The following is a 25,674-nucleotide window of genomic DNA, read 5'->3' as shown; positions in this document are numbered from 1 at the left end:
CCATCCATGACAGTTCGCACCGGCGTCATCGAGGTCGTCGAGGAGGCGCCGCGCCCGGAGCCGGAGGGCGGCCTCGGGGCACTGCGAACCGAGCGCGGGAACCTGCCGCTGGAGCTGATCGAGGTCCGCTCCGCGGTGGCCGGCCTGGCCGTCCGCACCGAGCTGGCGCAGGGCTTCCGCAACCCGTACGACGTGCCGTTGGAGGCCACGTACATCTTCCCGCTGCCGGACCGCGCGGCGGTGACGCGGCTGCGGATGGAGGCCGCGGACCGCGTGGTCGAGGGCATCGTGAAGGAGCGGGAGGAGGCGCGCGCCGACTACGACACCGCGATCTCCGAGGGCAAGCGCGCCTCGATCGCCGAGGAGGAGCGTCCCGGGGTCTTCACGCTGCGGGTCGGCAACATCATGCCCGGCGAGCGGGTCGTGATCCGCACGACGCTGTCCGGCCGGCTCCCGTACGAGGACGGCCAGGCCACGTTCCGCTTCCCGCTCGTCGTCGCGCCCCGCTACATCCCCGGCCGCGAACTGCCCGGCGACCAGGTCGGCAGCGGCACGGCGGCGGACACCGACGAGGTGCCCGACGCCTCGCGGATCAGCCCGCCGATCCTGCTGCCCGGGTTCCCGAATCCGGTGCGGCTGTCGATCGAGGTGGCGGTGGATCCGGTGGGGCTGCCGCTGGCCGGGCTGACGTCGAGCCTGCACGGGGTGAGCGTGGAGGAGATCGGCGAGGCGGCGACCGGCGAGGGCACGGAAAGCGAGGCCGCGGCGGCCGGTACTCGGTACCTGGTCCGCCTCGACCCCGGAGCCCGCGCCGACCGTGACTTCGTGCTGCGGTTGGCGTACAGCGGTCCGGTGGCGGCGACGTCGTTGGCCGTGGCCCGGGACGCGGCCACCGACGGGACGAAGGAATCCGCCGGCACGTTCCTGCTGACCATCCTCCCGCCCGAACCGACCGGCACGACCCGCCCCCGCGACGTCGCCCTGGTCCTGGACCGCTCCGGCAGCATGGACGGCTGGAAGATGACGGCCGCGCGCCGGGCCGCGGCCCGCATCGTCGACACCCTGACCGCCGCCGACCGCTTCGCCGTGCTGACCTTCGATGACGAGATCGACACCCCCGACGGCCTGCCGTCCGACGCGCTGGCCGAGGCCACGGACCGGCACCGGTTCCGCGCCGTGCAGCACCTGGCCGCCGTCGACGCCCGCGGCGGTACCGAGATGGTGGCGCCGCTGAAGCAGGCCGGCGCCCTGCTCACCCGGGACGGCGGCGCCGAGCGCGACAGAGTCCTGATCCTGGTGACCGACGGCCAGATCGGCAACGAGGACCGGGTCCTGTCCACGCTCCGCCCGCAGCTCTCCGCCCTGCGCATCCACACGGTCGGCATCGACACCGCCGTCAACGCCGGCTTCCTGCAGCGCCTGGCCGCGCTCGGCGGCGGGCACTGCGAGCTGGTGGAGTCCGAGGACCGCCTCGACGAGGCCATGGACGCCATCCACCACCGCATCGGCACGCCGCTGGTGACCGGGCTGCGGCTGGCCGGGGCCGGCGGCCTGGAGCTGGATCAGGACTCGGTCACGCCGACCCGGCTGCCCGACCTGTTCGTCGGGGCGCCGCTGGTGGTGGCCGGGCGGCTCGGCGGTACCCCGGTTGCGGCGACGGTCGCGACGACCGCGACGACGGCAAGCGCCACTCCTACGGCTACGGCTACGGCTACGGCTACGGCTACGGCTACGGCGGAATCCGACACCGGACCGGCCATCGTCGTCACCGGCACCGCCGCCGACGGCTCGTCGTGGACTCGGCGCGTCCCCGCAGTCCAGACCGAGGACGCCGGACTGGCCCAGTTCTGGGCCCGCGGCCGCATCCGCGACCTGGAGGACCAGTACGTCTCGACGTACACGGGCCAACCGGAGCTCGAGCGCGCGATCGCCGCCACATCGGTGGGCCACAGCGTGCTGTCGCGCTTCACGGCGTTCGTCGCGATCGACACGCGCGTCGTGAACAAGAGCGGCGCGCTGAAGCAGGTGACGCAACCGGTCGACCTGCCCGCGGGCTGGACCGGCTTCGAAGCCGACAGCCTCGCGGTGTCGGCGAGCGCCGTGATGCCCGAGATGTTCGCCGACGCCGCCTACGACGAGCGCGCGAAGCTCGACACGTTCTCGGTGAAGTCCACGAAGACCTTCTCCCACCGGTCCCGCGGCATGCCCGCCGGTCCGGGCGGACCCGCTCCCGCCCTCCCCAGCCCGGGCAGCGCCACTCCTCCGGCTCCGGCGCCGGTCACCCCGCCGATGGTGTCGAAGCCCGCGGCGCCGCTGCTGCCCCCGCTGCCGAAGCAGGCCAAGGAGCGGGAGCCGATCGAGGACTTCCCTACCTTCGCAGCGGCCTGGCTCCCCCGCCTCACCGCCGCCGCGAACGACAGCGACGAGGCCCAGGAGGAGCTGCTGGCCGAGTTCGCCGCACGGTTGCAAGAGCTGGCTCCACACGTCCCGGCCTCGCACGCCTCCGAGGTGGCCGACCTGCTCAGCACACTGACCGCGTCCGACAAGCCGGTCGGCGAGCGCTGGCAGAGCGCTGTCACGTTCCTGGAGTCGCTGGAGCCGCTGGAGCCGGCGGCGTCGGCGGAATCGGCCGCCAAGCCGCGACGCGCGCCCTTCTGGAAGCGTTAAGACGGGAGTTAAGAACAGCTCGAAAAACCGTTACCCGGCAACAAATCAGTCCCGGCTCGGAATCCCTCCGAGCCGGGCCGTCTTGCTCCCTCCCCCTCCCCCCTCACCCCAGAATCAACGACGCCGCATGCTCGCCGATCATCAGCGCCGCCGCGTTCGTGTTCCCCCCGACGATGCTCGGCATGATCGACGCGTCGGCGACCCGCAGCCCCTCCACCCCGCGCACCCGCAGCGCCGGGTCGACCACCGCGCGCTCGTCGACGCCCATCCGGCACGTCCCGACCGGGTGGTAGACCGTGGTCGCGCGGTTCGGCAGCTCGGCGGCCAGCGCCGCCCGGTTCGCGTGCACCGAGCCCGGCGACGTCTCCCCGTGCACCCGCCCCGACAGAGACCGGTGGGCCATCGCCTCGCGCACCATCTCCATACCGTCCAGCAGCAGCGCGGCGTCCGCCGGGTCGTGCAGGTACGCCGGGTCGATCAGCGGCGCGGCCAGCGGATCGGCGGAGGCCAGGCGCACGGTCCCGCGGCTCTTGGGGTAGATCAGCGTCGGCATCACCGTGAGCGTGCGGCGCGGGTCGGCCTTGTGCCGTACCGGGGCGTCCTGGTTCGGTCCCGGGTACGACCAGGGCAGCACGTGGACCTGCAGGTCCGGCACGGTGTCGGCCGATGGGCTCCGCACGAACCCCACCGCCTCGAACACCGTGCGCCCGACCCACGTCCCACCGCGCGTGACCTCCTTCAGGAAGCCGCGCGCGAAGTACGGCGCCGTGCCCTTGTTCCGGGCCTCGGGCATCAGGAAGCACATCGGAACGAACAGGTGGTCGTGCAGGTTGTCGCCGACCGGCAGGTTCTCGACCACCTCGACGCCGACCGACCGCAGGTGCTCCGCGGGCCCGAGCCCGGACAACTGCAGCAGCTGCGCCGATCCGAACACCCCGGCGCTGAGGACCACCTCATGCGTGGCCCGCACCACCTGGCGCGCACCGCCGTCGGCGACGATCTCGACCCCGACGGCGCGGCCCTTCTCCAGCACCACACGCGCGACGGTGACCCCGGTGACGATGTCGAGCTGCGCCATGCCGTGATCGTCGAGGTAGCCCACCGACGAGCTGTAGCGCAGCCCGCCGTCGGCGCTCTGCTGCACGATCGCGATGCCCTCCTGCGACTCACCGTTGTAGTCGTCGAGAACCTTCACACCGGCGGTGTCGGCGAACGCCTCCATGAAGCCGAGCGTGGCGGTGGTGACGTCGGTCTGACGCCGCACCTTGATCGGCCCGGAGCCACCCCGGAAGTCGCCCTCGCCGTCCTCCCAGCTCTCCAACTTCTTGAAGCTGGGCAGCACGTCCGCATAGGACCAGCCCTCACAGCCCTCAGTGGCCCACGAATCGTAGTTCGCGGCATTCCCCCGCACGAACAGCATCCCGTTGACCGACCCGGACCCGCCGAGCACCTTGCCCCTCGTCTGCGGAATCCGGCGCTCCAGCGCATCAGCCTGCGGCACCGAGTAGTAGCCCCAGTCCAGCCGCGCCTTCAGCTGCGGCACACTGTGCACCGCGGCGATCAGCCCCGGCTTACGCACAAGCGTCGTCCGATCAGACCCCCCGGCCTCGATCAGCACCACCCGCGCCCCACTCGCCGCAAGCCGCGCGGCCAGCACACACCCCGCACTCCCGGCACCGACCACGACGTAGTCGGCCTCCCCAGGCACCGCACGCTTCGAACGCTGTCCCATCGGGCGCACCCCCTCCCACGGCCGGAGCCGCGTGATCACGGTAGGTCGCTGCACTGTAGGAGGGACGGCGTGAGGGTACAAGGGTCATCTTCGGGCGGGGCGCGGCTGGGGGCCTTTGGGGCACTCGTGGAAGTCGCCCGGCACGCCGACGACGTTCAGCAAGGGCGGCTCGCCGTCTTCGAGCTCGAACACGAACGAGACGGCGGTGACGTCGGCGACGAGCGCGGTCTGGCCCGGGAGTGTCAGCGGCGGATGCGGCCGCCAGCCGACTCCAGCCGCGTCCAGGGCATCCGTGACCTCGTCGTAGGTGGGTTGGCCGGCGAAAGTCTCGCAGCCGACACGGTTTTCGTAAGGAAGCTCGGTCTCGGCGCGCCAGGTCTGGATGGAGATCATGTTCACGCGCCGGCACCGGCAGACATAGAGCTCCACATCGCCGAACACGAACAGGCGCGGCCACTTCCCTCGCCGCTGGGTCGCGAAATCGAAGTGCTCGCCATGAAACCGCGCGACGTCATCGATCGACGCCCCGACCCGCATCTCGCCGAGCGACGCCGAATCGGCGAACCGCGCCAGGCGCGCCACCAAACTCACCGCGCGACAATATCGGGACACCGAAACCGGCGCCCACACCTTTGCCGATCCTCGGAAGCGGCGTGCCCGCCAACCACTGGGGAGTGAACGGAGGCTGCGGGACCCTCCCTGACGGACACGCCGCGCATATCACGCCCCGGTGGCGTGTATGCCTGTATTACGCGCCATGGGGCACAGCGGTTCAGATGCACCATAGCAACCGGGCTCGGTGTGTGGCGGGGGCGCCGTCAGCGGATCTGGTCGAGGATCTCTGTTGCCTGCTGCGGGTTGGCGGCCAGCCAGTCGGCGAGGCGGTTCTGGACGGCTTGGCGGAGGTAGCCGCGGACGTGGGCGTTGCCCAGTGCGTCCCTCGTGCAGCCCTCGAACTGGGGATACTTCACTTTCACCGACACGACTGCCGTCAGGCCCCGACCGATCCGGTCGGCGCCGATGTCAGGGTCCGTTGACGCGAGCAGGCGCCGCTCCCGCGCGTAGCCGGTGAGCGCGGCGGCCATTCCGTCGCGGAAGCCCAGCAGGTGCGTGCCGCCTCCGGGAGTCGGCTGGCTGTTGGCGAAGCTGCGGATCCGCTCTGGTTCGGAGCCGCGCCAGCGCCGGGCGATTTCCATCGTCGTCTCCGTCTCGGGTTCTTCCTCCGTGAAGCCGACGATCTCGGCGTCAGCGAGATGTCCAACTCCCGGTTGAGAAACGCCAGCTCCCTGAAGCGTTCCACCAGAGTCTCGAACGAGAACTCCATGCTCTCGAAGATGTCGGCGTCCGGCCAGAACGTGATGGCGGTCCCGCTACCGCTCGTCGGCCCGGCGTCCGCGACCGGGGCGACCGGCACGCCGCGCGCGAACTCCTGCACGTACCGCCGACCGTCGCGCCGGACCTCGGCCACCAGTCGGCTCGACACCGGCCCCATCACGCGCTCATCGAATTCCGCGGCCCGACCGTGCTCGAGCCCGCAGTGAGCACCGTCAGCGCGATCGTGAGACTCGGGCCGGTCCCGAATTCGAACCCGGGACCGTCGTCGGCGATCCGCACCCCACCATCGCTCAGCAGCATTACGTCCAACCGGCTCGCGCGGCCGTGCAGAATCTCATCGAGGCCCCCGTGGCCTCCATCACCAAGAGATGAAGGCCACGTTCGCCGGGCGAGCCGATAAAACCGTAATGTGGCTCGCGTCGTACGTGAAAGGTTCCTGGCTCATGAAAATCCCCTCCGAGGCGTGTCTTCCAGGCCACCTGCGAGCGTAGCTCAGATCCGCGAAAAGGCCAGGTCAACATAGGCGCGGCGACGGCACGAGAGGGCCGGTGAGCACCTGCCCGCCGGCCCTCGACTCCCGGGTTGCGAACCCCCGCGAAAAAGCGCACACGACCCCTCTGGAGGCGACTAAGGCACCATTCCAACCAGCCCCGGCCTCACTATTTCTCGCAATTTCCCGGACGCAGCCCGCCCGCGCACGCTACTCGATCCGCGGCGACCGCCGTCGCAGGATCCTGCGACCGGGCACCAGCACCGCGGCCGCCCCCGGAACAGCCACCGCCGCCACCATCCCCGCGACCGCCAGCGGCGGGATCGACAGCATCGGCAGCCCGGTCACCCCGGCGGCGTACGCGAACAGCGTCAGCCCCGCCACCGCCGCGCCGACCACCGTGCCGGTCCCGACGATGAGCACCGTCTCCAGCCGCAGCGACCGCATCAGCTGGTCCCGGGTCGCGCCGACCAGCCGCAGCAGGGTCAGCTCCCGGCGTCGCGAGGCCGTCGCCACCCCGAGCGTGGTGACCACCCCGACCAGGATGAACCCGGCGATCGCGACCACCGCGATCAGGCCCATGAGACCGTCGTGGCGTGCCTGCTCGCTCAGCGTCGAGCCGTAGTCCGCCGCGCTCGCGGGGTGGAGTCCGGCGAACTGCTTCGTCAGTGGGCTGAGATCGCCGCTGCCGTTGACCAGCAGGTCGTCGTCCAACGTCGTGGTGGCGTGGGCGGCCACCAGATCCCGGGGCAGCAGCACGTCCCCGAACCCGAGCCCCCGCTCGTACAGCGCCACCACCTTCAGCGTGACCTGCGTCCCGTCGCCGAGCCACAGCTGCCGCGTGTCGCCCACCTTCGTGTCGTGCGCGACCGCCGAGCTCAGTGCCACGGTCCCGGGCTCGTTCAGCCCGGCCAGCGACCCGGCCGTGAGCTTCGGATCCAGCGTCGCGGCCGCTCCGCCCGCCAGCCCCTGCGCCTGCAACGACTGCAGCGAGGTGTCCAGGTTCCACACCGGCATCAGCACCGTGGTCCGCTTCACCGCGGTCACGTCGGTCACCCCCGGCAGCGCGCGGGCGGCGTCGTAGGCGGCGTGCGGGATGCCAGGGCCGGAGGACGTCAGCACGCGCGCCGCGTGCAGCCCGTCGCGGGCCTCGGCCGACGTGGCGTTCGCGCTGGTGGTCTGCACGAACAATTGCGTGCCGCCGAAAGACAGCGCGAGCGCGATCGGTGTGATGACGGCGGCCATCCGGACCGCGGCGGCGCGCGCCGAGGTGGCGGCCAGGTCGCCGGCGATCGGCGAGAGCCGGCGCAGCGGCGCTCCCAGGACCCTGACGCCGAACCGCGCGATCCACGGCCCGAGCAGCGCCACCGCCCACATCAGCGAGATCACCAGGCCAGCGACCGAGGACTGGGCCGCGGGGCCGCCGACGGTGAAGGTCAGCACCAGCATCGCCCCGCCGAGCACCACGAACACCAGCCCCGTGATCACCCGCCAGCGCGGCGGCCGGGTCGGCTCCACCGCGCTCTCACCGAGCGCCTGCACCGGCCTGATCTTCGACACCCGCCGGGAGGCGAGCCAGCCGGTCCCGACCGCGGCCAGGACGGTGAGCAGCGCCGAGCCGGCCACCGGGATCGGGCTCAGGGAGAGTTCGAAGCCTGCGGGCAGCACGCCCTGGGAGCTCATGACCGCCTTGAGCCACGCCCCGAGCCCGAGCGAGGCCACCGCCCCGACCAGCGCCGAGGGCACGGCGATCTTCAGCATCTCGCGCACGATGACCCGCCGCACCTGGCGCGGGGTGGCGCCGACGGCGCGCATCACGGCCAGCTCGCGGGTGCGGTCGCGCACCGACAGCTCCAGCAGCCCGGAGACGACCAGCAGCGCGACCAGGAGCCCGGCGCCGCCGAGGGTGCCGGCCGAGCCCAGGTTGTCGAGGCGGCCGGCCTGGATCGCCGGGTGTTCGACGTCGCCGCGCGCCGCGCCGGTGGCGACGTCCAGGCCGGGCGCGGCGTGCCGCAGCGCGGAGGCGGAGACGTGGGCGCCGGCGGCCGGCAGCACGACCAGCGCGTCGGCGCGGTCCGGGTGACCGGAGAGGGTCGCGGCCTGCTGCTGGGTGAAGTACAGCGTCGCGGCCGGACCGCCGGAGCTGATCCCGGAGACGGCGTAGCTCTGCGGCGCGTCATCGAGTTGCAGGCGGACCTCGGAGCCGGTGTGGACGCCGAGGTCGGCAGCCGTGGCGGCGTCGAGGACCACGTCGTGCGCCGAGGACGGCGCGCGGCCCGAGGTGAGGGTGGTCGGCGTGAGCTTCGCCGAGTCCCAGCCGTGGCCGGTGAGCGTCGGGACCGCGCCGCTCCCACTGTTCGCGGGCACAGCGTTTGCCGGCACAGCATTTGCGGGCACCGCGACCACCGGCATCGAGAAGTCGGCGACCACGTCCCCGACCCCGGGCACCGTCGTCAACGCCCCGCTGAGCGCCACCGGCACTCGCGCGGGCTCGACGAGCGGCCGGCTCTCAGAGTTCTTGTTGTCCCCGCTGCCCTTGGCGTAGGTCACGCTCTGCTCGCCGTGCACGACCGCGGCGGCCGAGGCGTAGCGGTCGAGCGTGCCGTGCGCTCGCACGCCGGACTCGAGCAGCACCCCGAAGGCGCCGAGCACCATGGCCGCGACCGCCAGCGCGGCGGCGACCCCGAAGGCGATGCCCTTCCTCACAGCGTCTCCCAGCGGTTCAGGACCGTCGCGGCGGTCGGGCGGTGGAGTTCGTCGACGATCCGGCCCTGGGACAGGAACACGACGCTGTCGGCCCACGCGGCGGCGGTGGGGTCGTGCGTGACCAGGACCACGGTCTGCCCGGTGGCGTCCACGGCCTCGCGCAGCAGCCGCAGCACGTGCCCGGCGGTGCGCGGGTCGAGCGCGGCGGTGGGCTCGTCGGCGAACACGATCTCCGGCCGGGTCACCAGCGCCCGGGCCACCGCGACCCGCTGCTGCTGGCCGCCGGAGAGCTCGGAGGGCTTGTGGTTCAGCCGGTCGGCCATCCCGACCCGGTAGACGACCTCGTCGAGCCAGCCGGAGTCGGCGCGGCGTCCGCCGAGGAACAGCGGCAGCGTGATGTTGCGCCGGACGTCCATCGAGGGCACCAGGTTGTAGCCCTGGAACACGAAGCCGACGCGGTCCCGGCGCAGCCGGGTGAGCGCGGTCTCCTTCAGCGCGCCGAGGTCGGTCTCGCCGAGCCGGACGGTGCCGGAGGTGGGCCGGTCCAGGCCGGAGGCACAGTGCAGGAAGGTGCTCTTGCCGGAGCCGGAGGCACCCATGATCGCGGTGAACGTGCCGCGCCGGAAGGCCCAGCTGACGTTGTCCAGCGCGGTCACGCGGCCGCGGTCGTAGGACTTGGTCACGCGTTCCAGCGTCACGGCGGCGCCGCCGGGGTCGGCGTGGCCGGCGGCGGGCGCGGCGTACCCGGGGGTCCCGGCGGGCACGGTGTTCGGGGCGGTCATAAGCGCTCCAGCGTCGGTGGATCAGTACGCCTTCGACGCTAGTTCTGGATCTTCGCCGGCCCCAGCGGCCCCGGTCCCCTCTTGGGGGTGTAGCGCGCTACACCATGGTGGTGGGGCCTGCCGTGCCGACTCGGGCCGACCTGGCCTTTAGAGTGGGGGGATCATGAAGATCCGCGCCCTGTTCGCCCGAAGCCTGCGCTCGACGTGGTACCTGGTCGCGGGCCTGCGCACCGTACTGCCCGCGCTGCTCGGCGTCTGTCTACTCCCGCTGGCCCTGCTGCTGGCCTTCGGGGTGCCGGGGCTGCCGTGGGTGGCCGGCCGGATCCGGGTGCTGACCAACATCGAGCGCCGCCGGGCGGCCAAGGTGCTGGGGTATCCGATCCGGGAGCCGTCCACACCGGTGGCGGCCGACCCGTACCGGCAATACTTCGCGCTGATGCGGTCCGCCTCGGTGTGGCGGGACATCGCGTGGATGATCGTGCACGGCTTCCTCGGGCTGCTCATCGGCGTCGTGTCGGTCGAGCTCTGGATCGGGATCCCGTGGGACCTGGCGCTGCCGTTCTGGTGGTGGACGGTGAAGCCGGGCACGCTCGGCGCCGGCGCGCAGATCTACACCTGGCCCCAGGCCATCGCCTACCCGCTGCTGATGGCGGTGGGTCTGACGGCGCTGCAACTGTGGCTCCAGCCGCAGCTGGCGCGGTTCCAGGGCTGGTACGCCAAGCGCCTGCTGGGCCCGACCCGCCGCACCGAGCTGGCCGCGCGCGTGGAGTCGCTGACCGAGACCCGGGCACAGGCGCTGGAGGCGCACGGCGCCGAGCTGCGCCGCATCGAGCGCGACCTGCACGACGGCACGCAGGCCCAGCTGGTCAGCGCCGCGCTCCGGCTGGGCCTGGCCGACCAGCGCTTCGACGCCGACCCGGGCGGTGCCAGGACCCTGATGCTGGACGCGCGCGCCGGCATCGAGGACGCGCTGGCCGAGCTGCGCACCGTCATCCGCGGCATCCACCCGCCGATCCTCAGCGACCGCGGCCTGCCCGGGGCGGTGCGCGCGCTGGCCGCCGGCCGCCCGATGCCGGTGGCCGTCGACATCCCGGAGCCGGACCGGCGCTGCCCGGCGGCGGTGGAGGCGGCGGCGTACTTCGTGGTCGCCGAGGCGCTGACCAACGTCGCCAAGCACAGCGGCGCGGCGCACGCCTGGGTGTCGCTGCGGCATGATGGCCCCTACCTGACGGTGCGGATCCGCGACGACGGCCACGGCGGCGCGGACCCGGCGCTGGGCAGCGGCCTGGCCGGGATCCGCCGCCGGGTGGCGGCACTGGACGGCGTGACCCGCGTCGACAGCCGCACGGACGGAACCGGGACGAACGTGGAGGTGGAGCTGCCGTGCGGCTTGTGATCGCCGAGGACAACGTGCTGCTGCGCGAGGGCCTGCAACTGCTGCTGACCACGGTCGGCCACGAGGTGGTGGCGGTCGCCGGCAGCGGCCCGGAGGTGCTCCCGACGCTGCTGGAGCACCGGCCGGACGCCGCGATCCTGGACGTCCGCCTCCCCCCGGGCTTCCGCGACGAAGGCCTGCGCGCCGCGATCCAGGCCCGCAAGATGCTGCCGGGCCTGCCGATCCTGGTCCTGTCGCAGTACGTGGAGGAGACCTACGCCGCCGAACTCCTGGCCGAAGGCGCCGCCGGCATCGGCTACCTCCTGAAGGACCGCGTGGCCCGCGTCTCGGAGTTCCAGGAGGCGCTGGAGCGCGTCGCCGCCGGCGGCACCGCCCTGGACCCCGAGGTGGTCTCCCAGCTGCTGACCCGCCGCGACCCCCTGGACGCCCTGACGCCGCGCGAGCGCGAGGTGCTGTCGCTGATGGCGCAGGGGCTGGACAACACGACCATCGCCACGACGCTGGTGATCACCGAGCGCTCGGTGAGCAAGCACGTGGGGAACATCTTCGGCAAGCTCGGGCTGCCACCGGACGAGGCCGGGGACCGGCGGGTGCGGGCGGTGCTGGCTTTCTTGGAGGCTGGGGACTGAGGGGGCGCGCCTCTGGTCTGTCCTTCAGCCGATCCAGCCGGCGTCCACCGCGGGACTGCTGTCGTAGACCACGTATTCGCGCTCGATGCTGAGTATCTCGTGGCCGGCGTTGCGCAGTGTGTCGATGAGTCGGTCCAGGGCCGCGACCGCAGTATCGGTCCCGACCAGATGGCAGCGCTGCGTCACAAACCGCTCCGCGTATCCGTCCTCCCGCACCCGGCGCGCGTTCCGCGACAGATGCGCACCGTGCGGCATCACCAGGTCAGCGAGCGCCGCCTCATCGACCCCCGGCGGCAGCAGCAGCTTGAGATGATGCTCGAAGTACTTGTCGTCCGCCGCGTGGTCGCCCGTCGCAGGCACTCCGTCCGCGAACGGAGAGGACTCGACCTTCAACCGCGTGACCTGGAATCCCGCCTCTCGCAACTCCCCCGCCGCCGCCTCAGCGTCGGCGAGCACCGCGGCAGCCGTCCCCGCACCGCGCACGGTCAGCATCGGCTGCGACACCGTCTCGCCGCGCGCCAACACGATGTGCGTGAACTTCACCCCGCGTTCCCCCGCCCACGCCGCGAGCGCGCCAGCATCATCATCGGAAACAGTGATGTGGAACTCGAAGTCCCCCACAACCTCGCTCACACCAGCCCCAGTGCGCTCATCAGCCGCTGCTTCCACTCCTCGACCGAGCCCTCGACCTGCGGATTCTCGGCGACGAACGACTCCCAGTCGACGTCCAAACCCTCCACATCGCGACGCCTAAGCCCGGCCTGTGCCGTGGTGAGCTCGGCCAGCACGACCGCGTCGTACAGGTCCTTGCCCCGGCTGGCCCCGCCGTCGCTGGAGTCCTCGACCAGCCACATCAGCTTCCACACCAACGACAGCTCCGGACTGGCCGCCCACACCACGCTGAACCCCCCGGCCAGCCGCGGTATCCGCGTCCACACCGGCCGCCTCGGCATCGGCTCGTCGGCGGCGAAGTCCAGCTGCACCACCCCGGACAGCCGCCGCCCCGGACCGCCGCGCGTCTTCCACGGGATCGTCACCCGCGCGCCGCGCATCGCATAGCCCGAATACGTCCAGTCCCCCGACTCGTCGAACTTCTCCGGATCGAGCACGATCCCGTGCCCCGCGCTCGGGTTCTCCCGGATCCGCTGCCGCAGATCCTCGTACGGCGCCGATTCCTCCCACTCCTCGTCCCGGATCCAGTTCACGCCTTCCGGCGACACCCGCGGGCGCAGTCCCCCGGTGTCGAACTCCCCGTCGGCCCAGAGCTCGGCACGTCCCGCCCCGTCGGCGACCTCCGGCCACTGCTGCACCGTCGCCAGGTCGTCCACGTACGGAAAGGGCTCCTCGTCGTCGACCGGCCAGCCGTCCTTCACCACGATGAAGTCCAAATCGGCTGGTTTGCGCGCGGCCGATCCGGCGTATGCCGTCAGCAACATGCTTCCGCGAAGCACCAGGCAACTGCTCCACGGCGCGTCCGCGATCAGCGCCAGAACGTGGTCCAAGGCCAGGCGGTGGCAGGTGTCGCGGTCGCGCGGCAGCCCGAGGTCGTCCATGGCCGCCGATTATGGCGGACCGCTCCGACACCGCCCCTTCCCCCGGACGGAGCAATGAGACACACAAAAACTTGTATGACTCGTTATCTTGAATTGTTCGCCTCTAGCCCGATAGGTTGAAGCCATGACCGCACCACACCCGCCGACCGCCGCGGAGGAGTTGCGCGGCGCCGGACTCCGGGTGACCGCGGCGCGCGTGGCCCTGCTGGAGACCGTGCGCGGCGGCGACCACCTGGACGCCGACGCCATCGCCTCCGGGGTCCGCGCGCGGGTCGGCCACGTCTCGCTGCAAGCCGTCTACGAAGCGCTGCACGCGCTGACCGCGGCCCGGCTGGTCCGGCGCATCGAGCCGGCCGGCAGCCCGGCGCGCTACGAGGGCCGGGTCGGCGACAACCACCACCATCTGGTCTGCCGGACCTGCGGCACGGTGGTCGACGTCGACTGCGCGGTCGGCGCGGCGCCCTGCCTGGACCCGGTCGACGACCACGGCTTCACCATCGACGAGGCCGAGGTCGTCTACTGGGGCCTGTGCCCCGACTGCGCCGTCCCGGCCGGTCCCCAGGGGTAGCCAGGGGTAGCCGCCGGCAGCTCAGAACACCAGCAGCACAGAGCACCAAAGAACGTCCGAGTACATCAGAGAACATCCGAACAAGCGTGAACCGCCAGAACCCGGAAGGACTCCCCCTAAGATGTCTGAGAAGCATGGCGACATCGACGTCGACATCGATCACGGCGCGCAGGCGAGTGTAGGCGGCTGCCCGGTCCCGCACGGCCGGGCCGCGCACCCGACCGCCGGCGGCGGCAACCGGCAGTGGTGGCCGAACCGGCTGAACTTGAAGATCCTGGCGAAGAACCCCGCGGTGGCGAACCCGAACGGCGCGGACTTCGACTACGCCGCCGCGTTCAACACGCTGGACCTGGCGGCCGTCAAGGCCGACATCGCCGCCGTGCTCTCCGACTCCCGCCCCTGGTGGCCGGCCGACTTCGGGCACTACGGCCCGTTCATGATCCGCATGGCCTGGCACAGCGCCGGCACCTACCGCGTGCACGACGGCCGCGGTGGCGGCGGCACCGGCCAGCAGCGCTTCGCGCCGCTGGACTCCTGGCCGGACAACGCCAGCCTGGACAAGGCCCGCCGCCTGCTGTGGCCGGTGAAGAAGAAGTACGGCCAGAACCTGTCCTGGGCCGACCTGATCATCCTGACCGGCAACGTGGCGCTGGAGACGATGGGCTTCAAGACCTTCGGCTTCGCCGGCGGCCGCCCCGACGTCTGGGAGCCGGACGACGACGTCTACTGGGGCCCGGAGCAGGTGTGGCTGGACGACCAGCGCTACACCGGCGACCGCAAGCTGGAGGAGCCGCTGGCGGCGGTCCAGATGGGCCTGATCTACGTCAACCCCGAGGGCCCGAACGGCAACCCGGACCCGGTCGCCGCGGCCCGCGACATCCGCGAGACCTTCGGCCGGATGGCGATGAACGACGAGGAGACCGTCGCGCTGATCGCCGGCGGCCACACCTTCGGCAAGACCCACGGCGCCGGCCCGTCCGAGGCCGTCGGCCCGGACCCCGAGGACGCCCCGCTGGAGAACCAGGGCCTGGGCTGGAAGAGCAGCCACGGCAGCGGCGTCGGCGCGGACGCGATCACCTCCGGCCTGGAGGGCATCTGGACCAACACGCCGATCACCTGGGACAACAGCTTCTTCGAGATCCTGTTCGGCTACGAGTGGGAGCTGTTCAAGAGCCCGGCCGGCGCCAACCAGTGGCGCCCGAAGGAGAACGGCGGCGCCGGCACCGTCCCGGACGCGTTCGACGGCGCCAAGAAGCACCAGCCGACGATGCTCACCACCGACCTGTCGCTGCGCTTCGACCCGATCTACGAGCCGATCTCGCGCCGCTTCAAGGAGGACCCGCAGGCGTTCGCCGACGCCTTCGCCCGCGCGTGGTACAAGCTGACGCACCGCGACATGGGCCCGATCGTCCGCTACCTCGGCCCCGAGGTCCCCAGCGAGCGCCTGCTGTGGCAGGACCCGCTGCCGGCCGTCGACTACCCGCTGATCGACGACGCGGACGCCACCGCGATCAAGGCGAGCATCCTGGCCTCGGGCCTGACGGTGCAGCAGCTGGTCACCACCGCCTGGGCCGCCGCGGCCTCCTTCCGCGGCAGCGACAAGCGCGGCGGCGTGAACGGCGCCCGCATCCGCCTGGAGCCGCAGTCCGGCTGGGAGGTCAACGAGCCGGAGAAGCTGGCGCCGGTGCTGCGCAAGCTCGAAGGCGTCGTCTCGGAGTTCAACGGCGGCGCGAGCGGCGGCAAGAAGGTCTCGCTGGCCGACGTCATCGCCCTGGCCGGCGCCGCGGGCGTGGAGAAGGCGGCCAAGGACGCCGGCTTCGACGTCACCGTGCCCTTCCACCCGGGCCGCACCGACGCCACGGCCGAGCAGACCGACGTCGAGTCGGTGTCCTACCTGGAGCCCCGCGCCGACGGCTTCCGCAACTACCAGGGCAAGGACACCTCGCTCCCGGCGGAGTACCTGCTGCTGGACAAGGCGAACCTGCTGAACCTGTCGGCCCCGGAGCTGACGGTCCTGGTCGGCGGCCTGCGCGTGCTCGGCGCCAACCACGGCGGCAGCACCGCGGGGGTGTTCACGGACTCCCCCGGCGTGCTGACGAACGACTTCTTCGTCAACCTGCTGGACCTGGACACCACCTGGAAGCCGGTCGACGCCGACGCCACGACGTTCGAGGGCAGCGACGCCTCCGGCACGGTGAAGTGGACCGGCACGCGTGCCGACCTGGTGTTCGGCTCGAACTCCGAGCTGCGCGCGCTGGCCGAGGTGTACGCGGGCGACGACGCGAAGGAGAAGTTCGCGACGGAGTTCGCGGCGGCGTTCGGGAAGGTGCTGGAGCTGGACCGGTTCGACCTGCACCGGTAGAGCTGGTTGCGGGATTTGCCTCGGGCCCCGCTCGGACGCTTCGGCGTTCGGGCGGGGCCTTCGTTGTGCGTGGCTTGTCAGTGCCCGGTCGTAGTGTGGTGACCATGTCCGACGCCACCATCCCGCCGGTGAAACTCGAACCCTGGTCCGACGCCGACTTCGACGTGCTCCGCCGACAGAACACGCCGGAGATGACCGAGCACTTGGGCGGGCCGGAAAGCGAGGAGAAGCTGGCCGACCGGCACCGGCGCTATCTCGATCCGACCGAGAACGGGTCCATGTTCCGCGTGGTCCTGCCGAGCGGCGAGGTCGCGGGCTCGACGGGCTTCTGGGACCACGAGTGGGACGGCGAGGCCGCCTACGAGACCGGATACGGCATCCTGCCCGAGTTCCAGGGCCGCGGGCTCGCGGTGGCCGCGACGATCGCGGCGGCGGAGGCGGCGCGTGCCGATGGTCGGCACCGGTGGCTGTACGCGTTCCCGTCGGTCGAGCACGGGGCGTCGAACGCGGTGTGCCGGAAGGCGGGGTTCGAGCTGGTCGGGGAGTCCGAGTTCGAGTATCCGAAGGGGCACTTCATGCGCTCGAACGTGTGGCGGCTCGATCTGACGGCTGATTGAGCTCGGCGCCGGCTGGCCTCGGCGACGCGTGGCCTCGGCGCCACCAGATCTCGGCGCAACCTGGCCTCAGCGCCACCTGATCTCGGCATCGCCTGATCCCGGCGCGACCCGGCCACAGCGCCACCAGACCTCGGCATCGCCTGACCTCAGCACCGCCCGAGGCCGGCGCTGCTTGAGCTCAGCGCGACCGAGCGCCATGGCCGGCCGCTCTCACCGGCGCCGCGCGACCCACCCGAGCTCATCGCGCGCCTTGGCCGCACTCCAGCCGCGCCCGGAATCGTCCGCTCCGAAGATGTGGAACACGTCGAAGCCCCCGGCGTCCCGGCCGACCGCAGCCGATACCGCGGCGGCCAGGTCCGAGGCGGCGAGCGCCGGGATCTGCGTGCCGTCGGCGCGTCGGATGTCCATCGGTTCGTCGAGGACCGGAAGCGCCCACAGCGGCCAGACATCCTCCGGCGTCGGCCAGGCGAGGCGCAGGACCGTGACCGTCAGGCCGTGGGCCTGCGCGGCGATCCGGCCCACCTGCTCGGCCAGGCGCTTCGTCACGCCGTACAGGTTCGTGGCGTCCGGCTCGGTGGTCTCGTCGACATCGCGGGAGGACAGCCGCACCGGCTCGTTCGCGAACACCGACATGCTGCCGATCAGCACCACCCGCGAGACGCCGGCGGTGTGCGCGGCCTCCAGAGTCGTGTAGATCGAGGCCACGTTCACCTCGAACGAGCTGGCCGTGTCCGGCTCCGGCCAGGCGGTCTGGGAGCGCAGGCCCATCGCGGCGTGCACCACGGCGTCCATCCCGTCCAGCGCGGTCGCCAGCGCCTCCGGATCCGTCGCGCTGCCGATGACGTGGTCATGGCCCCCGTGCGGCGGCACCAGGTCCAGGACCCGGATCTCGTGCTCCGCGGCCAGCCACGGAAGCATCAGCGTGCCGACATAGCCCGAACCACCGACTAGCAGGATGCGCATTCACGTACCGTAGCAGGCAGGTACCGACTGCTCACCGGAATTTCCGCCCGGCCGCGCCGTCCGCCGCTCGACGCCATGTCCGAATCCCGCCAGTAGCGCGCGCCGATCCGGCTCAGACTGGATCCATGAACGTTTACACCGAGATCGAAAGCCCCGTCGGACCGCTGTTGCTGGTCGGCGAGAAGAGCGCGGACGGTGCGGTGCGGTTGGCGTCGCTGTCGATGGACGGACAGCGGTACGCGCCGAAGGTCCGCGACACCTGGACCGCCGACCCCGAAGCGTTCGCCGAGGTGACGCGGCAGCTGCGGGAGTACTTCGACGGGACCCGCACCGAGTTCTCGCTCGACTACGCGGTCACGGGCACCGACTTCCAGCGCCGCGTCTGGGACGCGCTCGACACCGTCCCGCACGGCACGACCACCACCTACGGCGCACTCGCGGCGCAGCTCGGCCTGCCGCGCGACCGGGTCCAGGCGCTGGGCGCGGCGATCGGGGCGAACCCGCTGCTGATCGTGCGGCCGTGCCACCGCGTCGTCGGCGCCGACGGGTCGATGCGCGGGTACGCCGGAGGCGTGGAGCGCAAGCAGTGGTTGCTGGCGCTGGAGGGAGCCATCGCGCCGCTGCTGGTCTGAGCCCCCGCGCCGCCGCACCGCCCCACCCCGCCGAGCAAGGAACCTGCCATGCCCACTGCGACCGCTACGTCCCCAGCCCTCACCCTCGCCGCCGCCGACTGGCCGTCCATCACCACCGAGCTCGACGCGTACGGCTGCGCCCCCACCCCGCAACTCCTCACCCCCGAGCAGTGCGCCACCATCGCAGCCCTCTACGACCGCCCCGAACTCTTCCGCACGACCGTCGACATGGCGCGCCACCGCTTCGGCTCCGGCCAGTACCGCTACTTCACCCACGACCTCCCCGACACCGTCAAAACCCTGCGCCACGCCCTCTGGCCGCACCTGCTCCCCATCGCCCGCGACTGGGCCGAGCGCCTGGGACGTCCGGCACCGTGGCCCGACGACCTCGACGAGTGGCTGGCGCACTGCCACGCCGCCGGCCAGGCCCGCTCGGCCCAGATCCTGCTCCGCTACGGCCCCGGCGACTGGAACGCCCTGCACCGCGACATCTTCGGCGACATGGTGTTCCCACTCCAAGCGGTCATCGGCCTGGACGCGTACGGCACGGACTACACCGGCGGCGAGTTCCTACTCGTCGAGCAACGCCCCCGCGCCCAATCCCGCGGCACCGCCACCCCGCTCCCGCAGGGCCACGCGCTGATCTTCACCACCCGCGACCGCCCCGTCCCCTCGGCCCGCGGCTGGTCCACCGGCCCAGTGCGGCACGGCGTCAGCACCGTGCGCTCCGGCCGCCGCCACGCCCTCGGCCTGGTCTTCCACGACGCGGCATGAGCGGCGCCGACACCGCAACCAACACCGCCACCGAAACCGACACCGAGCCCAACGCCGACCCCGATGCCGCCGCCGACACCGAGCCCGATGCCGAGCACAAGCCCAACCCCCGCACCGCCACCGCCGAGCCCGAGCCCGATGCCGAGCCCAAGCCCAACCCCGGCACCACCGCCGACCCCGAGCCCGAGCCCGCCACCGCCGAGCCCGCCGCCGAAACCACCGCCACCGCCAGCACCACCCCCGACACCGCACCACCCCCAACCCCCCGCACCTGGACCCTCCTAGCCCCCGACGCCCGCCCCTACCAAAGCCCCACCCCCGGCACCCTCGGCGGCCACCGCCGCCTCCACATCTACGGCCGCCTCGACTGCCCCTCCGCCCTCCGCCACATAGCCGCCGGCCACTACACCCCCCACCGCGTCTTCTTCCCCGACGAACCCACCGCCCTCGCCGCCGGCTACCGCCCCTGCGCCCGCTGCCTCCCCGAGCGTTACCGCGCCTGGTTACAGAGCACTTCTACGATTGCGCGCTGACCACGACCGCCCCGCTCCACCTCACCGGCGGCGCCGAAATCCCACATCGCGTCTTCGAGGTCTGGCACCGACCCCGCCTCCCCAACTGAGCAATAACACCGGCAGACCCACCCCAACCCCCGCGCTAGCGTCGAAACCGTGTCCGTAACCACCACGCCACCGCCCGGCACCCTACCGACCGGTAGCCCGCAGCCCACCCCACGCTCCACGGACCCCCGCCCCCGTTGCACTACACTCCGACCAGTCACAACCAGCTCGTCCGGCCGACACCAACGACTGCGCGGGGAAACCGGCCAGCCCACGACCGGTCGCACGACTGGTGCCTTGGAATAGAGGAAGGGCCCCGGCCGGTGTTCAGTCGTGTCGCCATCGTCAACCGTGGTGAGGCCGCGATGCGGCTCATCCACGCGGTCCGGGAGCTGAGCGCGCAAAGCGCCGCGCCGATCGAGACCGTTGCCCTGCACACGGACGTGGACCGCGACGCCACGTTCGTGCGCGAGGCCGACGTCGCCTACGACCTCGGCCCCGCCGCCGCGCGCCCCTACCTGGACCTGAAGCTGCTGGAGCGCGCGCTGGTGGCCTCCGGCGCGGACGCGGCCTGGGTGGGCTGGGGCTTCGTCGCCGAGGACCCCGCCTTCGCAGAGCTCTGCGACCGGATCGGCGTCACCTTCATCGGCCCGGACGCCGAGGCGATGCGCCAGCTCGGCGACAAGATCGGCGCGAAGCTGCTGGCCGAGGAGGTCGGCGTCCCGGTGGCGCCGTGGAGCCGCGGCGCGGTGGAGACGCTGGAGGCGGCGATCGAGGCGGCCGGGCAGATCGGCTACCCGCTGATGCTCAAGGCCACCGCCGGCGGCGGCGGACGCGGTATCCGCGTGATCACCGACGAGGCCGAACTCGTCGACGCCTACGAGCGCACCAGCCAGGAGGCGGCGCGCGCCTTCGGCTCCGGCATCGTCTTCCTGGAGCGCCTGGTCACCGGCGCCCGCCACGTCGAGGTCCAGGTGATCGCCGACGGCCAGGGCACCGCCTGGGCCCTGGGCGTCCGCGACTGCTCGGTGCAGCGCCGCAACCAGAAGGTGATCGAGGAGTCCGCCTCGCCGGTCCTCAGCCCCGAGCAGGTCGAGCAGCTGAAGACCTCCGCCGAGCGCCTGGCGGTCCGCGTCGGCTACCGGGGCGCGGCGACCGTGGAGTTCCTGTACCACCCCGGCGACCAGCAGTTCGCCTTCCTGGAGGTCAACACCCGCCTGCAGGTCGAGCACCCGATCACCGAGCTGACCACCGGCTTCGACCTGGTCAAGGCGCAGCTGCACGTGGCCTCCGGCGGCAAGCTCGAAGGCCGCCCGCCGGCCGAGCGCGGGCACGCCATCGAGGCCCGGCTCAACGCCGAGGACCCGGACCGCGACTTCGCCCCCTCCCCGGGCCGCATCACGCGTCTGGACCTGCCCGCCGGCCCCGGCGTCCGGGTCGACACCGGCGTGTCCGAGGGCGACACCATCCCCGCCGACTTCGACTCGATGATCGCCAAGGTCATCGCCTACGGCCGGGACCGCGACGAGGCCCTGGGCCGTTTGCGCCGCGCGATGGCCGAGACCTCCGTGGTCATCGAGGGCGGCACCACCAACAAGAGCTTCGTGCTGGACCTGCTGGACCAGCCCGAGGTCATCGACGCCTCGGCCGACACCGGCTGGATCGACCGGGTCCGCGCCCAGGGCCGCCTGGTCTCGCACCGCAACGCCGCGGTCGCGCTGGCCGCCGCCGCGATCGACGCCTACGAGGACGAGGAGCGGGTCGAGCGGGCCCGGCTGCTGTCCACCGCCTCCGGCGGCCGTCCGCAGGTGCAGCACGAGTCCGGCCGTCCGCTGGACCTGAAGCTGCGCGGCGTGGGCTACCGGGTCCGGGTGGCCCGGGTCGGCGCGGCGCGCTTCCGGGTCGGGATAGAGGCCGGCGACGGCCACGGCGCGCAGTCGCAGACTCAGACACAGACACAGACCGCGGACGTGGTGCTGGACCGCTTCGACCGGCACACCGGCCAGATCGTCGTCAACGGCCGGCGCTTCCGGCTGCTGACCGCCACCCACGGCTCGGTCCACCAGGTCGAGGTCGACGGCGTCACGCACCGCGTCAGCCGCGACGAGGGCGGCGTGGTCCGCTCCCCGGCCCCGGCGCTGGTGATCGCCACGCCGCTGGAGGTCGGCGCGGAGGTCGAGGCCGGCGCGCCGGTCGTCGTGCTGGAGAGCATGAAGATGGAGACGGTGCTGCGCGCGCCGTTCAAGGCCCGGCTCAAGGAGCTGGCGGTCAGCGTCGGCAGCCAGGTGGAGACCGGCGCCCCGCTGCTGCGGTTGGAGCAGATCGTCGAGGAGGACCCCGAAGACGCGGCCTCCGACGGCGGCGCGGCGCACGCGTCCGAGGCCGTCGAGCTGGACCTGCCCCCGGCCCCGGCCGAGGTCCCCATCCGCACCCGCGTGGCGCAGGGCCAGGAGGACCTTCGCAGCCTGCTGCTGGGCTTCGACGTGGACCCGCACGACGAGGACCGCATCCTGGAGGCCTACCTGGAGGCCCGCACTACCGCCGGCGAACAGGGCCTGCGGCCCCGGGCCGGCGAGCTGAGCCTGATCGAGGTCTTCGCCGACCTGGCCGACCTGGGCCAGAACCGCCCGGCCGGGGCCGAGAAGGACGAGGCCGGCGAAAGCCAGCTGCACAGCGCGCACGAGTACTTCCACACCTACCTGCAGAGCCTGGACGTCGAGCGCGCGGGCCTGCCGGAGTCCTTCCAGGCGGCCCTGCGCAAGGCCCTGGCGCACTACGGCATCACCGAGCTGGACCGCTCGCCGGAGCTGGAAGCGGCGGTGTTCCGCATCTTCCTGGCCCGGCAGCGTGCTGCCACGGACGCCACCGTGGTGACCACGCTGCTGCGCGCCTGGCTGCGCGAACTGCCGCCGGACGAGCTGCTGCGCGAGCCCACCGGCCTGGCCCTGGAGCAGCTGATCGCGGCCACGCAGGTCCGCTTCCCGACCATCGCCGACCTGGCGCGCGGCGTGGTCTACGCCTGGTTCGGCCAGCCGCTGCTGCGCCGCAACCGGGCCCGCGTCTACGCCGAGGTCCGCAAGAACCTGCGGTACCTGGACGAGAACCCGCAGGCCGAGGACCGCGCCGAGCGGATCGCGGAGATGGTGCGCAGCACCGAGCCGCTGGTGCGGCTGCTGGGGCAGCGCCTGGTGCACACCGAGCTGGACAACAGCGTCATGCTCGAAGTCCTGACCCGGCGCTACTACGGCAACAAGGGCCTGACCGGCGTGCAGACCACCGAGGTCGCCGGGAGCTCCTTCGTGGTCGCCGAGCACGACAGCTCGCGCCTGGTGTCGGCGGCCGTGCCCTTCGACCGGCTCGGCGACACGCTGGACGGCCTGGGCCAGCTGGCGGCCTCCGACGGCGCGCTGGACGCCGACATCTACCTGCTGTGGGAGAACCAGCCGGACACCGACGAGGCCGCGACCGCGCTGCAGCGCGTGATGAGCGCGCACCCGCTGCCGCAGCAGGTGCGGCGGGTGACGGCCACGGTGGCCGGCCGGCGCGGCGCGGTGATGCACCACCACTTCACCTTCCGCCGCACCACCACCGGGATGACCGAGGAGCGGCTGATCCGCGGCCTGCACCCGTACATCGCCGAGCGGATGCAGCTGGAGCGCCTGACCAAGTTCGACCTGACGCGCCAGCCGTCCTCCGACGAGGACGTGTACCTGTACCAGTGCGTGGCGCGGGAGAACCCGGCCGACGACCGGCTGGTCGCCTTCACCCAGGTCCGCGACCTGACCGAGCTGCGCGACCACGACGGCCGCCTGGTGGCACTGCCGACCGCCGAGGACGCGATCGCGGCGTGCGTGGACTCCATCCGCCGCGCGCAGCTGCGGCGGCCGTCCAACAAGCGGTTCAGCACCAACCGGGTCGTGGTCTACCTGTGGCCGGTGTCGAACATCAAGCGCTCGGAACTGTTCCTGATCGCGCAGCGCATCCTGCCCTCGACGGCCGGCGCGGGTCTGGAGGAGATCGAGCTGATCGGGCGGCAGCGCTCGTGGCAGACCGGCGAGCTGATCAAGATCGCGGTCCGGGTCCGCTTCGACACCGCGGGCAACCCCTCGCTGAGCGTCGGCGAGCCCACCCTGGACCCGATCGAGCCGCTGGACGACTACCGGCTGAAGGTGCTGCGCGCGGCCAGCCGCGGCACGGTGTACCCGTACGAGCTCGTGGACCAGCTCGGCGACTTCGCCGAGTACGACCTGGACGACCCGGCCGGCTCGGCCGACGCGGCCGGGAAGCACCGACTGGTCCCGGTGGACCGGCCCAAGGGCCAGAACAAGGCCGCGATGGTGGCCGGCGTGATCACCACCCGCACCCGGCGGCACCGCCAGGGCGTCACGCGCGTGCTGCTGCTCGGCGACCCGACGAAGTCCCTGGGCGCGCTGTCGGAGCCGGAGTGCCGCCGGGTGATCGCCGCCCTGGACCTGGCCGAGCAGATAAAGGTCCCGCTGGAGTGGTACGCGCTGTCCTCCGGCGCGCGCATCTCGATGCAGTCCGGCACCGAGAACATGGACTGGGTGGCCGCGGCGCTGAAGCGGATCGTGGAGTTCACGCAGGACGGCGGCGAGATCAACGTCGTGGTCAACGGCATCAACGTCGGGGCGCAGCCGTACTGGAACGCCGAGGCCACGATGCTGATGCACACGCGCGGCGTGCTGGTGATGACCCCGGACTCGGCGATGGTGCTGACCGGCAAGCAGGCGCTGGACTTCTCCGGCGGCGTCTCGGCCGAGGACAACTTCGGCATCGGCGGCTATGACCGCGTCATGGGCCCCAACGGCCAGGCGCAGTACTGGGCGCCTTCGCTGGCGGCGGCTCGGGACGTGCTGATGGCGCACTACGACCACACGTACATCGCCCCCGGCGAGACCACACCGCGCCGGGCCGCCACCGACGACCCGCACAACCGCGACATCAGCCCCTTCCCGCACACCTTCGCGGGCTCGGACTTCAGCACGGTCGGCGAGATCTTCAGCGCCGCGGCGAACCCGGACCGCAAGAAGGCGTTCGACATCAGGACCGTGATGCGCGCGCTGTCCGACCAGGACCACCCGGTCCTGGAGCGCTGGGCCGGCATGGCGGGCGCGGAGACGTCGGTGGTGCAGGACGTGCACCTGGGCGGGCTGCCGGTCTGCCTGGTCGGCATCGAGTCGCGGGCCGTGCCCCGCCGGGGGTTCCCGCCCACCGACGGCCCGGACACGTACACCGCCGGCACACTGTTCCCGCAGTCCTCGAAGAAGGTGGCACGGGCCATCAACTCGGCCAGCGGCAACCGGCCGCTGGTGGTGCTGGCGAACTTGTCAGGCTTCGACGGCTCTCCGGAGTCGATGCGCAAGCTGCAGCTGGAGTACGGCGCCGAAATCGGGCGCGCGATCGTGAACTTCCAGGGCCCGATCGTCTTCTGCGTGATCTCCCGCTACCACGGCGGCGCATTCGTGGTGTTCTCCAAGGCCCTGAACCCGAACATGACGGTGCTGGCCCTGGAGGGATCGTTCGCCTCGGTCCTCGGCGGCGCCCCGGCGGCCGCGGTGGTGTTCGCCGGAGACGTGAACTCCCGCACCGCGAACGACCCGCGCATCCGCGACCTGGAGGCACGCGTGACGGCGGCCGCCGGCACCGACCGCGCTGCACTGGCGGCGGAGCTCGACGAGCTGCGGGTGTCGGTGCGCGCCGAGAAGCTGGGCGAGGTCGCGACGGAGTTCGACCGGGTGCACAGCATCCAGCGCGCGGTGCAGGTCGGGTCGGTGGACGAGGTGATCAAGGCGGCGGAGATGCGACCGAAGATCATCGCGGCGATCGAGGCCCGGTTGGGGTAGGGGTACTGGTTTTGTACCGGTTAGCGCGGGCCCGGCGAAGACTC

At 72.2% G+C, this 25,674-nt stretch carries 17 protein-coding genes and 1 pseudogene; 10 read left to right on the top strand and 8 right to left on the bottom strand.

All coding sequences use genetic code 11. The features are described from left to right. Window positions 1-6 precede the first annotated feature (6 nt). Complete coding sequence (locus ABH920_RS28115) at window positions 7-2,667, top strand: VIT domain-containing protein (protein WP_370352157.1); 2,661 nt, start codon at window positions 7-9, stop codon at window positions 2,665-2,667. A gap of 103 nt (window positions 2,668-2,770) precedes the next feature. Here the strand turns inward: ABH920_RS28115 and ABH920_RS28110 are convergent, their stop codons facing one another. The 5 genes from ABH920_RS28110 to ABH920_RS28090 all read right to left on the bottom strand — a co-directional run bounded on the left by ABH920_RS28110 (window position 2,771) and on the right by ABH920_RS28090 (window position 9,712). After that, window positions 2,771-4,399: a GMC family oxidoreductase gene (locus ABH920_RS28110; RefSeq protein WP_370352156.1), complete on the bottom strand. Its 1,629-nt coding sequence runs from the start codon at window positions 4,397-4,399 to the stop codon at window positions 2,771-2,773. An 84-nt stretch (window positions 4,400-4,483) separates the two neighbouring features. After that, window positions 4,484-4,990: a hypothetical protein gene (locus ABH920_RS28105; RefSeq protein WP_370352155.1), complete on the bottom strand. Its 507-nt coding sequence runs from the start codon at window positions 4,988-4,990 to the stop codon at window positions 4,484-4,486. A gap of 227 nt (window positions 4,991-5,217) precedes the next feature. Next, window positions 5,218-5,595: a hypothetical protein gene (locus ABH920_RS28100; RefSeq protein WP_370352154.1), complete on the bottom strand. Its 378-nt coding sequence runs from the start codon at window positions 5,593-5,595 to the stop codon at window positions 5,218-5,220. Window positions 5,596-6,434: 839 nt separating this feature from the next. Beyond that, the gene (locus tag ABH920_RS28095) at window positions 6,435-8,930 is read right to left on the bottom strand and encodes an FtsX-like permease family protein (RefSeq protein ID WP_370352153.1); all 2,496 of its coding nucleotides are present in this window, start codon (window positions 8,928-8,930) and stop codon (window positions 6,435-6,437) included. Next, on the bottom strand, window positions 8,927-9,712 hold the full coding sequence (locus ABH920_RS28090) for an ABC transporter ATP-binding protein (protein WP_370352152.1): 786 nt from the start codon (window positions 9,710-9,712) through the stop codon (window positions 8,927-8,929). Before ABH920_RS28090 ends, ABH920_RS28095 begins: the two co-directional genes overlap by 4 nt. Before the next feature lie 163 nt (window positions 9,713-9,875). On the opposite strand from ABH920_RS28090, the gene ABH920_RS28085 reads away from it, so the two are divergent. Further along, window positions 9,876-11,108 (top strand): sensor histidine kinase, encoded by a 1,233-nt coding sequence (locus ABH920_RS28085; RefSeq protein WP_370352151.1) that lies wholly within the window; start codon window positions 9,876-9,878, stop codon window positions 11,106-11,108. After that, window positions 11,096-11,737, top strand: coding sequence for a LuxR C-terminal-related transcriptional regulator (locus ABH920_RS28080; protein WP_370352150.1), 642 nt, complete (start codon window positions 11,096-11,098; stop codon window positions 11,735-11,737). Before ABH920_RS28085 ends, ABH920_RS28080 begins: the two co-directional genes overlap by 13 nt. Before the next feature lie 24 nt (window positions 11,738-11,761). On the opposite strand, the gene ABH920_RS28075 is transcribed toward ABH920_RS28080, so the two are convergent. Both ABH920_RS28075 and ABH920_RS28070 read right to left on the bottom strand, forming a co-directional pair. Further along, window positions 11,762-12,370: a hypothetical protein gene (locus ABH920_RS28075; RefSeq protein WP_370352149.1), complete on the bottom strand. Its 609-nt coding sequence runs from the start codon at window positions 12,368-12,370 to the stop codon at window positions 11,762-11,764. Then, on the bottom strand, window positions 12,367-13,290 hold the full coding sequence (locus ABH920_RS28070; RefSeq protein ID WP_370352148.1) for a nucleotidyl transferase AbiEii/AbiGii toxin family protein: 924 nt from the start codon (window positions 13,288-13,290) through the stop codon (window positions 12,367-12,369). Before ABH920_RS28070 ends, ABH920_RS28075 begins: the two co-directional genes overlap by 4 nt. A 124-nt stretch (window positions 13,291-13,414) precedes the next feature. On the opposite strand from ABH920_RS28070, the gene ABH920_RS28065 reads away from it, so the two are divergent. The 3 genes from ABH920_RS28065 to ABH920_RS28055 all read left to right on the top strand — a co-directional run bounded on the left by ABH920_RS28065 (window position 13,415) and on the right by ABH920_RS28055 (window position 16,837). After that, complete coding sequence (locus ABH920_RS28065; RefSeq protein ID WP_370352147.1) at window positions 13,415-13,858, top strand: Fur family transcriptional regulator; 444 nt, start codon at window positions 13,415-13,417, stop codon at window positions 13,856-13,858. 121 nt (window positions 13,859-13,979) lie between these two features. Then, window positions 13,980-16,220 (top strand): catalase/peroxidase HPI, encoded by a 2,241-nt coding sequence (gene katG, locus ABH920_RS28060; protein ID WP_370352146.1) that lies wholly within the window; start codon window positions 13,980-13,982, stop codon window positions 16,218-16,220. Window positions 16,221-16,324: 104 nt separating this feature from the next. Next, window positions 16,325-16,837, top strand: coding sequence for a GNAT family N-acetyltransferase (locus ABH920_RS28055; RefSeq protein ID WP_370352145.1), 513 nt, complete (start codon window positions 16,325-16,327; stop codon window positions 16,835-16,837). Between the two features lie 210 nt (window positions 16,838-17,047). Here the strand turns inward: ABH920_RS28055 and ABH920_RS28050 are convergent, their stop codons facing one another. Beyond that, the gene (locus tag ABH920_RS28050) at window positions 17,048-17,800 is read right to left on the bottom strand and encodes an NAD-dependent epimerase/dehydratase family protein (protein ID WP_370352144.1); all 753 of its coding nucleotides are present in this window, start codon (window positions 17,798-17,800) and stop codon (window positions 17,048-17,050) included. A 125-nt stretch (window positions 17,801-17,925) separates the two neighbouring features. Between ABH920_RS28050 and ABH920_RS28045 the strand changes: the two genes are divergently transcribed. The 4 genes and pseudogenes from ABH920_RS28045 to ABH920_RS28030 all read left to right on the top strand — a co-directional run bounded on the left by ABH920_RS28045 (window position 17,926) and on the right by ABH920_RS28030 (window position 25,630). After that, window positions 17,926-18,432, top strand: coding sequence for a methylated-DNA--[protein]-cysteine S-methyltransferase (locus ABH920_RS28045; RefSeq protein ID WP_370352143.1), 507 nt, complete (start codon window positions 17,926-17,928; stop codon window positions 18,430-18,432). Between the two features lie 48 nt (window positions 18,433-18,480). Then, window positions 18,481-19,206, top strand: coding sequence for a 2OG-Fe(II) oxygenase (locus ABH920_RS28040; protein WP_370352142.1), 726 nt, complete (start codon window positions 18,481-18,483; stop codon window positions 19,204-19,206). Window positions 19,207-19,472: 266 nt separating this feature from the next. Next, window positions 19,473-19,739: pseudogene (locus ABH920_RS28035) on the top strand (Ada metal-binding domain-containing protein); the annotation flags it as partial. Between the two features lie 350 nt (window positions 19,740-20,089). After that, entirely contained in the window at window positions 20,090-25,630 is a 5,541-nt protein-coding gene (locus ABH920_RS28030) for a carboxyl transferase domain-containing protein (protein WP_370352141.1), read from the top strand. Window positions 25,631-25,674 lie beyond the last annotated feature (44 nt).

It is taken from the genome of Catenulispora sp. EB89, from assembly GCF_041261445.1.
Taxonomy (GTDB): domain Bacteria; phylum Actinomycetota; class Actinomycetes; order Streptomycetales; family Catenulisporaceae; genus Catenulispora.
Note: the sequence above shows the minus strand (reverse complement) of the source record. Positions and strands in the feature narration are given on the sequence as shown.

Coding starts and splice junctions, on each gene's coding strand:
- ABH920_RS28115 (WP_370352157.1), top strand. CDS start 7: ATGACAGTTCGCACCGGCGTCATCGAGGTCGTCGAGGAGGCGCCGCGC.
- ABH920_RS28110 (WP_370352156.1), bottom strand. CDS start 4,399: ATGGGACAGCGTTCGAAGCGTGCGGTGCCTGGGGAGGCCGACTACGTC.
- ABH920_RS28100 (WP_370352154.1), bottom strand. CDS start 5,595: ATGGAAATCGCCCGGCGCTGGCGCGGCTCCGAACCAGAGCGGATCCGC.
- ABH920_RS28090 (WP_370352152.1), bottom strand. CDS start 9,712: ATGACCGCCCCGAACACCGTGCCCGCCGGGACCCCCGGGTACGCCGCG.
- ABH920_RS28085 (WP_370352151.1), top strand. CDS start 9,876: ATGAAGATCCGCGCCCTGTTCGCCCGAAGCCTGCGCTCGACGTGGTAC.
- ABH920_RS28070 (WP_370352148.1), bottom strand. CDS start 13,290: ATGGACGACCTCGGGCTGCCGCGCGACCGCGACACCTGCCACCGCCTG.
- ABH920_RS28065 (WP_370352147.1), top strand. CDS start 13,415: ATGACCGCACCACACCCGCCGACCGCCGCGGAGGAGTTGCGCGGCGCC.
- katG (WP_370352146.1), top strand. CDS start 13,980: ATGTCTGAGAAGCATGGCGACATCGACGTCGACATCGATCACGGCGCG.
- ABH920_RS28055 (WP_370352145.1), top strand. CDS start 16,325: ATGTCCGACGCCACCATCCCGCCGGTGAAACTCGAACCCTGGTCCGAC.
- ABH920_RS28050 (WP_370352144.1), bottom strand. CDS start 17,800: ATGCGCATCCTGCTAGTCGGTGGTTCGGGCTATGTCGGCACGCTGATG.
- ABH920_RS28045 (WP_370352143.1), top strand. CDS start 17,926: ATGAACGTTTACACCGAGATCGAAAGCCCCGTCGGACCGCTGTTGCTG.
- ABH920_RS28040 (WP_370352142.1), top strand. CDS start 18,481: ATGCCCACTGCGACCGCTACGTCCCCAGCCCTCACCCTCGCCGCCGCC.